Source organism: Nocardia sp. NPDC052566, from assembly GCF_044547285.1.
GTDB lineage: Bacteria > Actinomycetota > Actinomycetes > Mycobacteriales > Mycobacteriaceae > Nocardia.
Window position 1 is genome coordinate 862,512 of the sequence record NZ_JBIUAF010000004.1, and the last position, 16,607, is coordinate 879,118.

At 67.5% G+C, this 16,607-nt stretch carries 16 protein-coding genes; 7 read left to right on the top strand and 9 right to left on the bottom strand.

The window, feature by feature from the left end; all coding sequences use genetic code 11:
* Window positions 1–3: 3 nt before the first annotated feature.
* The 3 genes from ACIG5A_RS23775 to ACIG5A_RS23785 all read left to right on the top strand — a co-directional run bounded on the left by ACIG5A_RS23775 (window position 4) and on the right by ACIG5A_RS23785 (window position 3,352).
* Window positions 4–795 (top strand): carbohydrate ABC transporter permease, encoded by a 792-nt coding sequence (locus ACIG5A_RS23775; protein ID WP_397243980.1) that lies wholly within the window; start codon window positions 4–6, stop codon window positions 793–795.
* 102 nt (window positions 796–897) lie between these two features.
* Complete coding sequence (locus tag ACIG5A_RS23780; protein ID WP_397243982.1) at window positions 898–2,202, top strand: ABC transporter substrate-binding protein; 1,305 nt, start codon at window positions 898–900, stop codon at window positions 2,200–2,202.
* Window positions 2,203–2,275: 73 nt separating this feature from the next.
* Window positions 2,276–3,352, top strand: coding sequence for an ABC transporter ATP-binding protein (locus tag ACIG5A_RS23785; protein WP_397243469.1), 1,077 nt, complete (start codon window positions 2,276–2,278; stop codon window positions 3,350–3,352).
* Window positions 3,353–3,419: 67 nt separating this feature from the next.
* On the opposite strand, the gene ACIG5A_RS23790 is transcribed toward ACIG5A_RS23785, so the two are convergent.
* From ACIG5A_RS23790 to ACIG5A_RS23800, 3 genes are all read right to left on the bottom strand, one after another.
* Window positions 3,420–5,438: a M13 family metallopeptidase gene (locus tag ACIG5A_RS23790; RefSeq protein ID WP_397243984.1), complete on the bottom strand. Its 2,019-nt coding sequence runs from the start codon at window positions 5,436–5,438 to the stop codon at window positions 3,420–3,422.
* Window positions 5,439–5,640: 202 nt separating this feature from the next.
* Window positions 5,641–6,033 carry a DUF397 domain-containing protein gene (locus tag ACIG5A_RS23795; RefSeq protein ID WP_397243471.1) on the bottom strand — a complete coding sequence of 131 codons (393 nt, stop codon included), beginning with the start codon at window positions 6,031–6,033 and terminating at the stop codon, window positions 5,641–5,643.
* Between the two features lie 10 nt (window positions 6,034–6,043).
* Window positions 6,044–6,895 carry a Scr1 family TA system antitoxin-like transcriptional regulator gene (locus ACIG5A_RS23800; RefSeq protein WP_397243473.1) on the bottom strand — a complete coding sequence of 284 codons (852 nt, stop codon included), beginning with the start codon at window positions 6,893–6,895 and terminating at the stop codon, window positions 6,044–6,046.
* Window positions 6,896–7,024: 129 nt separating this feature from the next.
* Between ACIG5A_RS23800 and ACIG5A_RS23805 the strand changes: the two genes are divergently transcribed.
* Window positions 7,025–7,516, top strand: coding sequence for a hypothetical protein (locus ACIG5A_RS23805; protein ID WP_397243475.1), 492 nt, complete (start codon window positions 7,025–7,027; stop codon window positions 7,514–7,516).
* Window positions 7,517–7,581: 65 nt separating this feature from the next.
* On the opposite strand, the gene ACIG5A_RS23810 is transcribed toward ACIG5A_RS23805, so the two are convergent.
* Window positions 7,582–8,046 carry a DUF4190 domain-containing protein gene (locus ACIG5A_RS23810; protein WP_397243477.1) on the bottom strand — a complete coding sequence of 155 codons (465 nt, stop codon included), beginning with the start codon at window positions 8,044–8,046 and terminating at the stop codon, window positions 7,582–7,584.
* A 117-nt stretch (window positions 8,047–8,163) separates the two neighbouring features.
* The gene (locus tag ACIG5A_RS23815) at window positions 8,164–8,949 is read right to left on the bottom strand and encodes a pirin family protein (protein WP_397243986.1); all 786 of its coding nucleotides are present in this window, start codon (window positions 8,947–8,949) and stop codon (window positions 8,164–8,166) included.
* 259 nt (window positions 8,950–9,208) lie between these two features.
* Here ACIG5A_RS23815 and ACIG5A_RS23820 point away from each other — a divergent pair, with 259 nt between their 5' ends.
* Both ACIG5A_RS23820 and ACIG5A_RS23825 read left to right on the top strand, forming a co-directional pair.
* Window positions 9,209–9,673: an NUDIX domain-containing protein gene (locus ACIG5A_RS23820; RefSeq protein ID WP_397243479.1), complete on the top strand. Its 465-nt coding sequence runs from the start codon at window positions 9,209–9,211 to the stop codon at window positions 9,671–9,673.
* A gap of 120 nt (window positions 9,674–9,793) precedes the next feature.
* Complete coding sequence (locus tag ACIG5A_RS23825) at window positions 9,794–11,146, top strand: MFS transporter (protein ID WP_397243481.1); 1,353 nt, start codon at window positions 9,794–9,796, stop codon at window positions 11,144–11,146.
* On the opposite strand, the gene ACIG5A_RS23830 is transcribed toward ACIG5A_RS23825, so the two are convergent.
* On the bottom strand, window positions 11,147–11,473 hold the full coding sequence (locus tag ACIG5A_RS23830) for a hypothetical protein (protein ID WP_397243483.1): 327 nt from the start codon (window positions 11,471–11,473) through the stop codon (window positions 11,147–11,149).
* A 228-nt stretch (window positions 11,474–11,701) separates the two neighbouring features.
* Between ACIG5A_RS23830 and ACIG5A_RS23835 the strand changes: the two genes are divergently transcribed.
* Entirely contained in the window at window positions 11,702–13,318 is a 1,617-nt protein-coding gene (locus ACIG5A_RS23835) for a DUF4185 domain-containing protein (protein WP_397243485.1), read from the top strand.
* Window positions 13,319–13,368: 50 nt separating this feature from the next.
* On the opposite strand, the gene ACIG5A_RS23840 is transcribed toward ACIG5A_RS23835, so the two are convergent.
* From ACIG5A_RS23840 to ACIG5A_RS23850, 3 genes are all read right to left on the bottom strand, one after another.
* Window positions 13,369–13,974, bottom strand: coding sequence for an allophanate hydrolase subunit 1 (locus ACIG5A_RS23840; protein WP_397243988.1), 606 nt, complete (start codon window positions 13,972–13,974; stop codon window positions 13,369–13,371).
* Window positions 13,975–14,295: 321 nt separating this feature from the next.
* The gene (locus ACIG5A_RS23845; protein ID WP_397243487.1) at window positions 14,296–15,051 is read right to left on the bottom strand and encodes a LamB/YcsF family protein; all 756 of its coding nucleotides are present in this window, start codon (window positions 15,049–15,051) and stop codon (window positions 14,296–14,298) included.
* Window positions 15,052–15,106: 55 nt separating this feature from the next.
* Window positions 15,107–16,477 carry a sulfate/molybdate ABC transporter ATP-binding protein gene (locus ACIG5A_RS23850; protein ID WP_397243489.1) on the bottom strand — a complete coding sequence of 457 codons (1,371 nt, stop codon included), beginning with the start codon at window positions 16,475–16,477 and terminating at the stop codon, window positions 15,107–15,109.
* Between the last annotated feature and the right edge of the window lie 130 nt (window positions 16,478–16,607).

The following is a 16,607-nucleotide window of genomic DNA, read 5'->3' on the forward strand; positions in this document are numbered from 1 at the left end:
GCGATGCTGTGCGTGCTCGCCATCGTCGGCGTGCCGCTGTTCTGGATGTTCATCACCTCGTTCAAGGCGCGCCCCGACATCTACGTGCAGCCCGCGGTGTACTGGCCGCACAGCTGGCATCCGGAGAACTACTCCGAGGCCACGACCAAGCTGCCGTTCTTCACCTTCCTGCGCAATTCGCTGATCATCACCGGGATCATCTCGGCGGTGAAGTTCGTGCTCGGCGTGCTCAGCGCGTACGGGCTGGTGTTCCTGCGCTTCCCCGGCAAGACGGTGGTCTTCCTGGTGATCATCGCGGCGCTGATGGTGCCCAACCAGATCACGGTGATCTCCAACTACGCGCTGATCGCCCAGCTCGGCTGGCGAAACACCTTCCAGGGCATCATCGTTCCGCTGTGCGGCGTCGCCTTCGGCACCTTCCTGATGCGCAACCACTTCCTCTCGCTGCCCTCGGAGGTGATCGAGGCGGCGCGGATGGACGGCGCGAACTGGTGGCGGCTGCTCACCAGGGTGGTGCTGCCGATGTCCGGGCCGACAATGGTCGCGTTCGCGGTGGTCACGCTGGTCAACGAGTGGAACGAATACCTCTGGCCGTTCCTGATGGCCGACGATACGAAGGTCGCCACGCTGCCGGTCGGCCTCACCCTGCTGCAGAACACCGAGAACCCCAGCGTCACCAACTGGGGGCCGGTGATGGCGGGCACGCTGCTGACGATGCTGCCGATCCTCATCGTGTTCCTGCTGCTGCAACGTCACATGATCAAAGGCCTCACCTCCGGTGCGGTCAAGGGATAACAACAGGAGTAATTCGTGTCCCCATCACAATTTCCAGCAGCGGCCGGAGGTCGCTTCGCGCCGGGCCGCAGCGGAGCGCCAGCGGAGTCGAAGGCACTCGCACTGTCGCGGCGCGGGTTCCTCGGTCTGGCAGGCGCGGCCGCGGCGGGTGTCGCGCTCACCGCGTGCGCGGGCACCGGAAGCAGCTCCAAGCAGGGCGGCGACGCCAAGACCATCAACTTCTGGTCCAACCACCCCGGCACGTCCAAGGATCAGGAAACCGAACTGATCAACCGGTTCGTGGCGAAGTACCCGGACCTGAAGGTCAACCTGATCGACGCGGGCAAGAACTACGAGGAGGTGTCGCAGAAGTTCAACGCGGCGCTCTCCGGCGGTGAACTGCCCGATGTCGTTGTGCTGTCGGATGTCTGGTGGTTCAACTATGCCCTCAACGGCTCCATCGAACCGCTGGACGGGCACTTCGCCGACGCGGGCGTGAAGCTCGACGACTACGTCGACTCGCTGGCCGCCGACTACCTGTTCAACGGCAAGCACTACGCGCTGCCGTACTCCCGCTCGACGCCGCTGTTCTACTACAACAAGGACGTGTGGGCGAAAGCTGGTCTGCCCGACCGCGGTCCGAACAGCTGGCAGGAATTCGACGAGTGGGGCCCGAAGATCCAGAGCGTCGTCGGCGACGGCAAGCTCGCGCACGGCTGGGGCGACGCGAAGAACTACCTTGCCTGGACCTTCCAGGGCCCGAACTGGACCTTCGGCGGCGCGTACTCCGATCAGTGGAAGCTGAAGTTCACCGATCCCGGCACCATCGCGGCGGGCCAGTTCCTGCGCGACATGATCCACACCAAGAAGTACGCGGGCATCAAGCCGCAGATCGCCACCGATTTCGGTGCCGGCGTGATCGCCTCGACCATCGCCTCCACCGGCGACCTCAAGGGCATCAAGAAGAACGCCGAGGGCAAGCTGGAATTCGGCACCGCGTTCCTGCCGCACCCGAACGGGCCCGGCGTCACCACCGGCGGTGCGGGCCTGGCCATTCCGGCGCGCATCTCCGATGAGCGGAAGGTGAACGCGCTCAAGTTCATCGAGTTCATCACCAACGGCGCCAACACCGCGTACTTCTCGCAGCAGACCGGGTACATGCCGGTGCGCAAGTCGGCGGTGAGCGATCCGAGCGAGCAGGACTTCCTGGCGAAGAACCCGAACGCGAAGGTCGCCATCGATCAGCTGCCGCTGACCAAGTCGCAGGACTACGCGCGGGTGTTCGTACCGGGCGGCGACCAGATCATCGGCACCGGGCTGGAGCAGATCGGGCTGCAGAACACCGATCCGGCAACGGCTTTCGCCAATGTGGCCAGCCAGCTGCAGGCCATCATCGACCGGCAGATCACGCCCAAGCTGCCGAAGTAGTACCTTGCCGTTCCCGCGTGCCCCTGGTGCGCGGGAGCGGCCCCAACGATTCGAAAAAGGAGACCGGATCCGCATGGCGACTGTGCAGTTCGAGGGTGTCACGCATCTGTACCCCGGTGCGCCGACCCCCGCCGTCGACAAGCTGGAACTCGATATCGCCGACGGCGAGTTCATCGTGCTCGTCGGCCCCTCGGGCTGCGGCAAGTCGACCAGCCTGCGCATGCTCGCCGGTCTGGAATCGGTGGAGGAGGGGCGCATCCTGATCGGCGGCAAGGACGTCACCGGCCTGCCGCCGCGCGCCCGCGATGTGGCGATGGTGTTCCAGAGCTACGCGCTCTACCCGAATATGACGGTCGCGGAGAATATGGGCTTCGCGCTGCGCAACGCGGGAATGAACAAGGCAGACACCCTGGTTCGGGTGCGTGAGGCCGCCAAGATGCTGGAGCTGGAGCCGCTGCTCGACCGTAAACCGGCAAAGCTGTCCGGCGGCCAGCGCCAGCGCGTCGCCATGGGGCGCGCCATCGTGCGCCGCCCGCAGGTGTTCTGCATGGACGAGCCGCTGTCCAACCTGGACGCCAAGCTGCGGGTGAGCACCAGGTCCCAAATCGCCGGTCTGCAAAAACGTCTCGGCACCACCACCGTCTACGTCACCCACGATCAGGTCGAGGCGATGACCATGGGCGACCGCGTCGCGGTGCTGCTCGACGGCAAGCTCCAGCAGATCGCCGCGCCGCGCGAGCTCTACGACAACCCGGTCAACACCTTCGTGGCCGGTTTCATCGGCTCACCGGGCATGAACCTGCTCGAGGCCCCGGTCCGCGACGGCGAAGCGATTCTCGACGATCTGCGAATCCCGCTGCCGCGCACCGTGAAAACCAGCGATCGCATCATCGTCGGCATCCGCCCGGAATCCTGGGAGGTCGCCACCGACGAGGGTCTCACGGTCGCCGCTGAGCTGGTCGAAGAACTGGGCGCCGAATCCTTCATGTACAGCCACGGCGTGGCCGAGGAGTGGAACAGCCGCTCCGGCAAGGTGGTTGCCCGGGTGGACCGCCACTTCCGAGTGGCGCTCGGCGATCAGCTCCGGCTGCGCCCCAAGCTCGACGAGGTCTTCTTCTTCGACGCCACCACCGAATCCCGCCTGCGCTGATCGGCCGCCACGGTGAAAAACCTTGCCCGGAGCGACGTTTCCGTTCGCTCCGGGCACCGGTAGGTCCCTACCAGATCTTTACGCGCTCGGCGGGGTCCAGGTAGAGGGCGTCGCCCGGCTCGACGGCGAAGGCTTCGTGGAAGCCGTCGAGGTTCCGGACCACCGTGTTGCAGCGGAACTCCGGCGGGGAGTGGGGGTCTACAGCCAGGCGGCGGATGGCTTCTTCGGGGCGGGCCTTGGTGCGCCAGACCTGGGCCCAGCCGTAGAAGACCCGCTGCAAGCCGGTGAGACCGTCGATCTCCGGGGCTTCGGCACCGTCGAGAGAGATCTTGTAGGCCTCGAGTGCGATGGAGAGGCCGCCGAGGTCGCCGATGTTCTCGCCGATGGTGAATTCGCCGTTGACGGTGTGCTCGTCGTCGAGGTCCTTGGGCGAGAGCACGTTGTACTGCTCGATCAAAGCCTTTGTCCGCTTGCCGAATTCGGCACGGTCGTCATCGGTCCACCAGTCGACCATATTGCCGTCGCCGTCGTACTTGGCGCCCTGATCGTCGAAACCGTGGCCGATCTCGTGGCCGATCACCGCGCCGATACCGCCGTAGTTGGCGGCGTCGTCGGCGTGCATGTCGAAGAACGGCGGCTGCAGGATCGCGGCGGGGAAGACGATCTCGTTCATGCCGGGGTTGTAGTAGGCGTTGACGGTCTGCGGCGTCATGAACCATTCGGCGCGGTCGACCGGGCCGCCCAGCTTGTTCAGATCCCGATCGTGTTCCGCGGCATGGCCGTTGCGGTAGTTGCCGACCAGGTCGGCGGGATCGATCGACACGGCCGAGTAGTCGCGCCACTTGTCCGGGTAGCCGATCTTCGGGGTGAACTTCTCCAGCTTGGCCAGCGCGGCCGCGCGGGTGTCCTTGCCCATCCAGTCCAGCTGGGCGATATTGCGCCGGTAGGCCTCCTGCAGATTGGCGACCAGCTCGACCATCCGCGCCTTGGCCTCGGGTGGAAAGTGTTCGGCCACATACAGTTTGCCGACGACCTCACCGAGCAGTTCCTGCACCAGGCCGACGCCGCGCTTCCAGCGCTCCCGGTTCTCCTGCGCGCCGGTGAGCGTGCGGCCGTAGAAGTCGAAGTTCGCCTCGACCAGGTCGTCGGTGAGATACGGCGCCCTGGCCCGCAGCACCCGCGAGGCCGCCCAGGCCTGCCAGTCGGCCAGCGGCTCGCTCGCCCACGCCTGCGCGAAAGTGCGCACATAGCTGGGCTGACGCACCACGACCTCGGCGAAGAGCTCGGGCCCCGACCGGTCCAAACCCTCGGCCAGCGCCGATGTCCAAGCGGCCCAGTCGAATTCCGGATTCTCGGCGACCAGCGCGTCGAACGTGGTGAGGTTGTAGCTCAATTCGGCATCGCGACGGCGCACCACATCCCAGTGCCCGGCGGCCAGCTTCCGTTCCAGCTCGAAGATCCGCTGACCGGCCGTCGCGAGATCCGCGGGGAGCAGCGACGCGATCGACGAATCGGCGGCGGCCAGCGCGAACAGGCGGTCCAGGTACGCGATGTACTTGGTGCGGATCTCGGCGTACTCGTCCTGCCGGTAGTACGACTCGTCCGGCAGCCCGATACCGGATTGCGAGGCGTGCACCAGGTAGCGGGTGGAGTCCTTGGCGTCGGTGTCGACGTAGAAACCGAGCGCACCGCTGATCCCGGTCCGCTGTAACCTGCCGAGCAGCTCGGCGAACGCGCCGAGATCGGTGACGCTGGAGATCGCCGCGAGTTCGCCGGCGATCGGCGCGAGCCCCGCCGCGGTGACCGTGCCGGTGTCCATGAAGCTGGCGTACAGGTCACCGATCTTGCGCGCGTCGCTGCCCGGCTCGCCGGAGGCTTGCTGGATGATCGTCTGCACATCCAGCTCCGCCTGGTCGTACAGCGTGCGGAAGGCGCCGTCGACCGCGCGGTCGGCCGGTATCTCGTATTCGTCCAGCCAGGTGCCGTTGACATGCGCGAACAGGTCGTCCTGCACCCGTACGCGCTCGTCGAGGTAGGACAGGTCGATACCGGAGGGACTGGTCAGCTCGGAAGTCACGATCTCCAGTATGCCGATCCGGCGCACCGGCGGTGGTGCGTGTGCGGGCGGGTCACGGTCTGGGCGCGATCAGGAAGTTCGCGATATAGGAGCTGGTGAGTTCGGGTAGCCCTGCAACGCATGACGGATCGCGTGCTGTCACCAGCGTTGTGGTGGCGGCACGCTCACCGACCGGAGGGTACGGCCCGGGTGTCGCTGCGCTACGAGAACCTCAGGCGGGCAGGCTGATCCGGTCGAACTCGCCGTCGTGCACGCCGTCGAGGAACGCGGTCCATTCCTCGGGGGTGTAGGTCAGGGTGAGGTAGCCGTGGCGCAGAGTCGTATCGCCACTGCTGTCGGTGTGCGCGAACAGCGTGTGCGCCCCCGCGGAGACGGGCTGGGAGCGCCCGCTGCGCAAGAGGATGAGGAAGTCGGTCCATTCGCTGACGGTGACGGTGATGATGGGCTCGTCGGCGGTGCGGTTCACCGGGTTGCGGCGGTACTTGCTGTCACGGACGTGCACCGCGTCACCATCGAACCGGACCTCGACACACTGGTTGCCATTGTTTGATCGAGACGACGTGAACCAGCCGGTAGATTCCGGCCGGCTAGCGGTGGTGGCCATGCGCAGCATTTTACACGCGAGCGTTTCTCAGTATCAGGGTCAATGATTCTTCCCGCGACAAAGATTGCTCGAGCGCGCGCACATAAGCGAAGCTCAGATCGCGTACTTGTTCGGGATCTTCGACGGCGCCGCCGAACACCGCGCTCTCCGCCCACGCGAAGGTCGGTAATTGCTCGCCCTCGATATCGATGAGATGGAAACTCGAACCGCCGAGCGTCGCGCCCGCTTGCGCGCGGAACGGGATGACCCGCACCTCGACATGATCGAGTTCCTCGATCATGGTCGCCAGATGCTCCAATTGCCCGCGCAGCACCTTGGGCCCGCCGGTCTGCTGCAGCAGCGCCGCCTCGCCGATCACCGCGGTGATCTCGACCGGATCCGGCCCACGCAACCGCTCTTGACGTCGCATCCGGATGGCGACCAGCTGGTCGACCTGCACCGGGCGGATCATCACATCGGCACTGATCAACGCGCGGGCATAGTCCTCGGTCTGCAATAGTCCAGGCACCACGAGACTGTCGTAGCTGCGAATACTGTGCGCGCCGAGTTCCATACCGTAGAGCCGCTGCAGTTCCGGCCCGATCAATGCCGACGATTTCGCCCACCAGCCGCGGAGTTTGCTGGCCTCGAGCAGGGTGAGCAGTTCCGTGCGTTCCTCCGCGTCCACCTCGAGCAGTTCGAGAACGGGCCCGATGGTGTTGGTGGTGAGAACGCGTCTTCCCTTTTCCACATGGGACCAGTTGGCCGGGGTGAATCCGACGCGTTTGGCGAAGGTGGCAGAATCGAATCCGCGTTGTTCGCGTAATTCCCGCAAACGCAGCACCAGTTCCCAGCGGGCAACGGTAGGCGACACGGGTGCCATGAAATGCGATGGTACGCCGGATAACATACCGGCGCGTGACTATTGTCAACCCAGTTGCCCAGGACTAGGGTCGTTTTCGGCGGTCGATCTACCACAACATGTGATCCCGGCACCTAGGCGAGGTTCGTCATGAGTACGTCCCGCATGGAATCGAAAAGCGACACCGCGTCAGGCGCCTATGCCGCGGCTCAGGGCTACGCCACCGTCCAGGATGCGATCGCCCGCTGCCGGAGCTACCGCAAGGACCACGGACTGTACGGCGTCGTCGATCCCGCGCTCGGCCGGATCATGCTGGAGATCGGAGCGGTCGGCGCGGTGGTGATGCCCGCACCGCTCGGCGCCCGTGTGCGCGAACGACTATCGGGCGGACCGATCATCGCGCATCCGCGCTCGGACCGGTGGACCTTCCTGACCGGTCCGACCGACAACTCCTATATGGATATGACCCTGTTCGCCGATCTGTTCCGGGTATGCGCCTCGGTGGCGCTGCCCGGTAGCCGGATCGTGCTGCCATCGCCGACCGACGAGCGCGGCGGCTACCGGCTCTGGATTGCCCCGCCGCAGGCCGACTTCCGGCCCGAACTCGCCGAAGTGGTCACCGCGACGAAGGCCTGCGCCTAGGCGTACCTCCGCATTCGCTCCGGCCATGCGCGGGTCTGTGGACGGGCTCCGCCCGGCAGCGTCATCTATCGGGTCGGTTGCGGCGTCAGGGTGATGCTGTACTTGGTCTCCAGCTTGTCGCTGAAATCCCGTTCGCACTGGTCGATCTTGGCCTGGTCGTTGCCCGCCTTGTTGACACAGTCGACGAGATCCTTGGCGCCCGTATCGATGTAGATCCGCCAGATGAAGATGGCCGAGAGCACCGCGACGACCACGGCGACCATACCGAGGATCACACCGGTCAGCGCCATCCCCGATCCGCCCGCGGTGCCTGCGCGCGCCTTCCGCATCGCGATCAGCCCGAGGATGATGGCGAGCGGCCCGAACAGGAAGCCGCCGACGCAGGTGATGATGCCGAGAATGCCGAACACCAGCGCGGTGATCGCCATGCCCTTGCCCTTGGGCGACTCCTGCCAGTAGCCGGGTTGCTGTCCCGGCGGCGGGTACTGCCCCGGCGGCGGATACTGGCCCGGGGGCGGGTACTGCGACATGGATGTTCCTCTCCGTCGGTGCCGCTGACGTGGTCCGGAAAGGTTGCTCCGGGTTGTGCGTTCGCGGGGTCGCCTACTGATCGCGCGCCCTGCACAGCGATGTTAATACCGTGCCGGCTATTGCCCGCCCAATCGAGCGTGCATCTCCCACACCAATATCTCCGCGGGCTGCCGCGCGATCACCCGCTGCCCACCGGACCTGGTCAGCCGCACGGCATCGCCCTCGTACAGCGGGCCGACACCCTCCATCTCGACCTCGCCGCGTGCGACGAACAGGTGCAGATACGGCGCGTCGGGCAGATCGACCACCGCCTCGGCGCCGGGCTCGGAGATGATCATCCGCGCCGCGTGCAGCGCCGAATGGCTGCTGTTGATGGCGATCGCGGTGCGGTCGCGGTAGCGCGGCAGGCCGGAGGCCACCGTCACCAGGCCGCCGCCCGCCAGTTCGTCGTCGATCTCCAACTGCTGGTAGCCGGGGGTCAGGCCCGGCTCGTCGGGCACCACCCACATCTGCACGAAATGCACCGGATCCTCGTGCGCGGCGGTGTCGTCGAGCCGCCACGAGTCGTTCTTCTCCGAGTGCAGGATGCCGGTGCCCGCGCTCATCCGCTGGGCGAGGCCCGGATAGATGACGCCGTTGTGGCCGAGTGAATCCTGGTGCACCAGCGAACCGCCGAGCACCCAGGTGACGATCTCCATATCCCGGTGCGGATGGGTGTCGAAGCCTTGACCAGGGGACACGATGTCCTCGTTGTTCACAAGGAGCAAGCCGTGGTGGGTGTTGTCGGGATCGTAGTGCTCGCCGAACGAGAAAGAATGCTTCGAATCGAGCCAGGAGACGCGCGTTTTCATGCGGTCGCCGCCACGATGGACATCGATGTGTGGTGTCGTGAGTGTGGACATCATGGTCCTCCTCTCGGGCCCGAGCACCGATCGCCTTTCAGGGTAGGAGTACTTGCGTCGCGGTACTCCACATTCCTAGTAAATTGTCCTGCACTCGGCATTTTACGCGAGCGACCGGCGGGTGAACGGCAGGCGAGCAGTACCGACCGGTTCGTCGAATGGGCGGCGGCACAGCCGGGTAGCGCCACCGGCCGGCACCACGCACCGGCGCCGATTTCGTAACAGGAACTGCCACAACGGAACCGGAGGTGACGAGCGGATGCGACCGGAGGATCTCGCGCGCATCGAGCGCCAACTCCGCACCGAGGCACGACGCGACGGCATCTCGCACTTCGTCGTCGGCGTCGCGGTGTTCCGCGACCGCAAACTCCTGGTGGTGCGCCGGGTCCCGGACGACTATCACGGCGGCATGTACGAACTGCCAGGTGGCGGTGTGGAATCCGGGGAGACGTTCGCCGAATGCGTGGCGCGCGAACTACTGGAGGAGACCGGGCTGCGGGTGCGCTCGATCGTCGACTACCTCGGCGGCTTCGACTACGCCACCCGGACCAAGTCCAGGGTGCGCAAGTACAGCTACATCGTCGAGGTGGAGCCGGGCGAGGTCGAGCTGGCGCCGGGCGAGCACGACGCACACGCCTGGATCGACGCCGCCGCGCTCGACTCGCTGCCGATGGCTCGCGATATGCGCGAAACCGTCAGCACGCTGGTGGACCGGGTCTCCTGAGCCGGACGGCCCGGCGCGGTCAAGCCCCGGAGGCGGTAGCGCAGCGTCACCACGCAGGGGCTCCGCGCCGGGCCCCAGCCAACACAGACACGCCGCGGCCAAAACCAGTAACCTCGCGGCGTGCCTACTGGTCGCCCCGATAGCTTCACCCCCGCGGACGAGCGGCCGGTTTCCCTGCGTACCGCGCTGCGCGAAAGTCCTGGCGTCCTTCGCCTCGCCATCGTCCGCTTCGCCGGGCAGTTCGGCGACGGCATGTTCCAGGCCGCGCTGGCCGGCGCCATCCTGTTCAACCCGGAGCGCCAGACCGATCCGCTTGCCATCGCTGGCGGCTTCGCGGTGCTGCTGCTGCCGTACTCGATCATCGGCCCGTATGCCGGTGCGCTGCTCGATCGCTGGGACCGGCGGGCGGTGCTGCTGGTGGCCAATGTGCTGCGGGCGGTGCTGATCGGTGTGGTCAGCGTGGGGTTGCTGGCCGGGATCGACAACACGCCGCTGCTGTTGCTCGCCCTCGCCGTAGTCGGGATCAGCCGGTTCGTGCTTGCCGGTGTCTCCGCGGCGCTGCCACGGGTGCTGGCCCAGCAGTGGCTGGTGCCGATGAATTCGGTACTCGCCACGGTGGCCTCGGGGTGTGCCGGGGTCGGCGCGGCGATCGCGGTGGCGGTCATCCGCTCGCTCGGCGACGGCAATACCGCCTCGGCCGTCGCGGTGGCGTGCAGCGGCGTGGGATCGGTGGTCGGCGCGCTGCTCGCCGCCCACTTCCGCGCCGGTGTGTTGGGGCCCGATCCAGGTGCGGCGGTCACCGAGAGCGCGGTGCGCGCCATCGCCACCGGGTTGCGCCACGGTGCCGCGGCGGTGTGGGCGTCGGTGCACGTGACGACGGCGATGCTCGGCATCGGCACACATCGGATCGTGTTCGGGATGAACACGCTGATCATGGTGCTGGTATTGCGCAGCGCGCCGGTCCATCTGCCGTTCTTCAAGGGCGGATTCGAGGGTTTCGGCATCGCGATCGCCGCGACGGTGACCGGCATGCTGGTGGCCGCCGTGGTCGCGCCGCTGCTGATTCCGCGGTGGGGGCGGCCGCGGACGGTGGTCACCGGGTTGGTCATCGCGACCGTCGTGCAGTTGACGCTGGTGACGCCGATCGCCGTATCCGCGCCGGGTGCGGCCACCCAGCAGGCGTACTACCTGTTGCTGGTCGGCGCCTTCCTGTTCGGGCTCGCGGGGCAGACGATCAAGCTGACCGGTGACGCGACGATGCAGATCGATATCGACGATTCGCGGCGCGGACAGGTGTTCGCGTTGCAGGACACGGTCTTCAATATCGCCTTCGTACTGGCGATCGCGCTCACCGCGATGGTCATCCCCGATACCGGGCAGTCGCTGGCGGTGGTGCTCGCGGGGGCCGGAATCTATTGCGCGGGAATGGCGGCCATCGCGCTGAACAGCAGGCGCGGGCCGGCTGAGCGGTGATCAGGGCCCGGTACGCACGATCCAGGCCAGCGGTTCGCTGACGGCGTCGGCGGCGGCGCCGGTGACCTGATGCGCCCAGGTGCCGAGGCCGGTGGGGTCGGTGTAGAAGTGGTCGAGCACGCCGTCGTCGTCCAGATCAAGGGCGGCCACATCGGCGATGCCGTCACCGTCGCTGTCCCACATCGCGTCGTCGAGCAGGCCGTCACCGTCGAAGTCCAGCTGGATCGCGTCGGCGGCGCCCGACCGCGCCAGCTCGAGCTCGGCCTGGGAGACCCACCCGTGGACGATGCCGTCACCGGTGCCGAAGGCGTACTCGATATCGGTCATATCTGATTGGACGCGAGCCGCTAGGTCTCGGTTCCGGATCATTCGGATTTTTCACGCATTGTCGTCCCGCGTTCGCGCAGTCCGGTCCGGTAAGTTGATCTTCCAGCGAGCCGATTCGACAGGGAGTCAACAACTCATGGGATTTCTGCCGCAGAACCCCGGTGAGGTAGTCGACCGCACCGACGGGTCCGGGCAGGCCGCTGCGGGGCGAAACAGGTTGCCCACGCGGTGAATCCCCGAATCGGTCGCGGAAGCCGTTGTGCACCGGCGCTGTTCGGTGTGCTGCTCACCGGCCTGTTCGGCCTGCCCGCCCCGATCGCCCACGCCACCCAGCATCCATGGGCGCCGCCGCCGGTGAACAGCTGCGGCGAAACGGGATTCGATCCACTGAACCGGGCGCCGGATCCGAGCCTGCCGCCACCACCGGTGATTCAGGTGCCGCCACAAATCGATATCCCGGTGCCGGTTCCGGAGCTCACGCCGGTGCCGGTACCCGATCCGCCGCAGAACAACACCAGGATCGACGCCGAGCCACTGCCGCAGGATCCGTGTCAGAATCCGTGCCCGGATGTCCGGGACACACCGAAGCCGCAGGAACCGGCCGTCGAACCCGCACCGGCACCCACGCCGAATACCGGGTCGGCCTCGGGCTCGGCTTCCGGATCGGGGTCGGGCTCCGGTTCGGGCTCGGGATCCGGTGCGCCGATCAGGGTGCCGCGCATCGAATTCAAGCCGGAGATCGAACCCATTCCGATCCCGGTGCCCGGCGGCGAGGGCGATCCGGCGCAACCCGCACCGCCGCAGGTGGTGCACCCGGCCGAGCCGGGACCGCTCACCGCCGCGGTCGACGCGCCGCGCGTCGACGAGGTGCGCCTGGTCGGGCAGGTGACGGGGCACGGCTCGCAGAACCGCACCGATATGCGCTGGCAGGTGGACGGCACCGACCTCGGGCTGATGTGGGAGACCAAGCCGGGTGAGGTCGCGGTGGTCTTCGGCGATACCTTCGGCGAAGGCTGGGAGAGCGGCGGCGTCGGCGGACCCGACTGGCGCAGCAACGTGCTCGGCTACAGCGCCGACCGCGACCTGTCCGACGGGCTCACCATCGACAGCATGGTGCAGGACAAGCGGTGCCACGCGGCCGAATTGCTGGCCAGCCGCAAGATCAAGAACTGGGAGACCACCACCATCCCGACCTCCGGCTTCGCCATCGGCAGCAGGCAGTACCTGAGCTTCATGTCGGTGAACCACTGGAGCCGGATTCCCGGCATGTGGTCGACCAACTACGGCGGCCTCGCCTACTCCGATGACAATGGCCGCACCTGGGTCAAAGACCAGCATGCCAAGTGGGACAACATGTTCGGCCTCGGCCGGTTCCAGGTGGCTGCGATGGTGCCGCAGGGCGACTACGTCTACATGTTCGGCACGCCCAACGGCCGCGTCGGCGTCATCGGCCTGGCGCGGGTGCCCAAGGACGAGGTGCTGAACAAATCCGCCTACCAGTACTGGGTCGGCGGTACCTGGGCGCCCGCCGCCGAAAACCTCGCGACCCCATTGGTTCTCGGCACCGCGAGCGAACTGTCGGTGCGCTACGACGCCGCCGCGGACCGGTGGCAGATGGTCTATCTGGACTCCGCGCGCGGCGCGATCGTCCTGCGCACCTCCGCCTCACCGCAGGGCGCGTGGACCGACGGCATCCCACTCGTCGACACCTCGGACTATCCGAAATCCTACGGCGGCTTCATCCACCCGTGGTCGACCAGCAAAGACCTGTATTTCACGATCTCGGCCTGGGACACCTACAACGTGTATCTGATACACGCTCAACTGGATTCGCCGACCGGTTAGGCAGCGCGGCGGAATCCACTGCCCTTGCGCCGGCTAAGCCCCTGCGCCGGCTAACCCACTTGGACGAACCGTACTGCGGCACCGGCCCGGATCAGGGCGGGCGGATCGCGGTCGACGTCCCATAAGGTCAGATCGGTGGTGCCGATCAGTTGCCAACCACCCGGCGTGCTGCGCGGGTAGACCGCGGCGAAACCGCCCGCCAAAGCCACCGCACCCGCCGGAATCGCAGTGCGTGCCTGATCTCGGCGCGGCACGGTCAACCTGCCGTCCGGTGATTCGAGATAGCCGAAGCCGGGGGCGAAGCCGACGAAGGCGCAGCGCCACGTCGTACCGGTATGCGCGGCGACGACTTCCGCTGGCGTCATATCCAGTAGCCGCGCCACGTCGGCAAGGTCGGCACCGTCGTAGCGCACCGGAATGATCACCGGGTCCTCGGAAGGGTCGGCGTCCCACGGTGTTCCACGGGAAACAGTCGGCTGCTCGATAAGCGCTTGAAGCAGCGTCGTCAGGTCACGGCGGACCCTTTCGGCGTCCCGCGCCGAAAGCAGCGTGACCAGAACCGTTTCCGCGGCGGGCAACACATCCAGCACACCGGGCACCGGCCGCTTACGCAGCGCCGCAACCAGTTCCGCTACCAGGCGATGCTCGGTCGGCATGACAAGCAATGCCCGGTCACCCGCGGCACGGATGAGCCGATCGATATCGGTCACCGTGCCGCCGCCCCGGCACCGACCGTTGCGCGGATGGGCTGAGCGATCTCGGTCGCCGTCACACCGCCGAAGTAGCCGAGTCCGCCGCGAAAGGTACGCCGAGCATCGCGGCATCCCCGGCAGCACACCGCGGACACAACGGAGTTCGTCGTCAGACGGTCGGCGAGGTAGGCGAAAGCGCCGGGCGCGGGCACGGCTACACCTGCGCCGAAGCCACACGGCGCCGCCGTGTCAACGATCGTGGGACCGATCGGCATCACGTCCCGATCAGGCGAACGGCTCGACCGGAACGCCGACCTCGTCCAGTCTGGACCGAATCAGGCGGGCCATCTCGACGGCGGCGGGGGTGTCGCCGTGTACACAGAGGCTCGCGGCGGCGACGGTGACCTCACCGGAGCCGTCGACGGTGCGGGCCGTGCCGGACATCGCGATCGACACCGCCTGGGCGACGGCCTCATTCGTATGCAGTACCGCACCGGGCACACCGCGCGGGGCGAGGGTGCCGCTCGGGGTGTAGGCGCGGTCCGCGAAACCCTCACCGACGAAACGGATCTTGGCGTCCTCGGCGGCGCGCTCCAGCTGGGAACCGGCCGGGCCGAGCAGCGCGAGCTCCGGATCGAAGTCGACGACCGCGGCAAGCACCGCATCCGCGAGCGGCCGGTCGCGCGAGGCCGAATGGTAGAGCGCGCCATGCGGTTTCACGTAGCGCACGCGATCACCCGCGGCCTGCGCGAACGCGGACAGGCTGCCGATCTGGTACAGGGTCTCGTCGCGCAGCTCGGCCGGATCGATGGCGATGGTGCGGCGGCCGAAGCCGGCCAGATCGCGATGACCCACGTGCGCGCCGATCCGCACGCCCTTCTCGACCGCGAGCGCGCACATGCGGCGCATGATCGAGGGGTCACCCGCGTGGAAACCGCAGGCGATGTTGGCGCTGGTGACGATATCGAGCATCGCCGCGTCATCACCCATGGTCCATGGGCCGAACCCCTCACCGAGGTCACTGTTCAGATCCAGCGGCATAAAACAACCTCCCGGCGTAGTGCGCGTATCCATTCCCACCCACCAGGATGTCAGCTCACAACCGATACACCTGCACCTCGGTCGCCTTGACCGCGAAATAGACCCACATCCCCGGCAGCAAACCCAGCTCGGCGACCGCGGCGGGCGTCAGATCCGCCGCCAGCCCCGCCGACCCGTCCGCCCGCTCCGCCCCCCGCACCCGCACGATCCCGCCCCGATCCACCAACTCCGCCACCAGCACCCGAAACCCATTGCGCGGACTACCCTCCGGCACCTCCCGATGCACCGCCACCGCGGCAGGCGAGAACACCGCCGCAGCCCGCCCGCCCGAAGCCCACCCACCATCGGCCCGACCGACCACCTCGACCCCATCCGCCAGCACCGCCCCGACCACCTGAGCGCCGCCGGCCATCTCCTGCCCGGCAGCCCCGGCGTCGACCGCGCGGCCTCCCGTCGCGCCTGATAGTCGAGCCACCGACCTCGCGCCGGATGCGGCCGCACCCCCTGTCGGCGGCTGGTCGGCGATGTCCAGTTGCTCGAACAATGCGCCCGCAGCCGAGGCGTCGAATCGGTCGCGGTGCGCCGACGACCAGTCCGGCGAGGAGCCGGCGTGTTTCGCGGCGACCGCGGTACCGACTATGAGGTTGACTCCGGCGATGCGGGCGGCGAAGGAACTGCGGGGACGGGCGAGGACGGTGGCGACGGGGCCGGACTCGACGACTCGGCCGGACTCGATCACCACCAGCCGGTCGGCCAGGGTGAGCGCGTCGATGATGTCGTGGGTGACCAGGATGGCGCTGCGGGTACGGGTGTCGGTGGGGGAGTGGTCGCGCAGGACGCGGCGGAGCAGGGCGCGCATGGCCGGTGCCACCGCGACATCGAGAGCGGCCATCGGCTCGTCGAGGAGCAGTAGGTGCGGGTCGACGGCCAGTGCGCGCGCCAATGCGACGCGCTGTGCTTGCCCGCCGGATAGCTGACCCGGTTTGCGTTCGGCGAACTCCGTGGCGTCGACGGCGGCGAGCCAGTCGCGCGCGATGGTCCGCGCGGCCGCGGCGCGAGCGCCACGGCTGCGCGGTCCGAAGGCCACGTTCTGCGCGACGGTCAAATGCGGGAACAGCAGCGAATCCTGCGCGAGCAGCGATATCCCGCGCCGATGCGGCGGCACCACCACTGATTTCGCCGTATCGGTCAGCGTGCGCGCACCGAGCCGCACCCGCCCGGCATCCGGCACCACCAGCCCGGACACGATCTCGAGCAGCGTCGACTTACCCGCCCCATTGGGCCCGAGCACGGCGAGCACCTCACCCGCCGCGACCTCGATTTCCACGTCCAGGTCCCGATCCGCCAGCCGCGCAACCACTTCCAGACCGCCGTCATCGACTCGATCTGATCGCGCCGCCACAGCGCGCCGCATGGGCCGCGTCATCCCTGCCTCCGCACTGGTCGCGTCATCGCCGCGCCCACATCGAGTCGTGCCCGATCCCTGTGCTGCGCACGGCCTCCGGCAGATCGCACCCCCATCGTGCTTGCCCCGTCGACGCGGATACGCGGCGCAG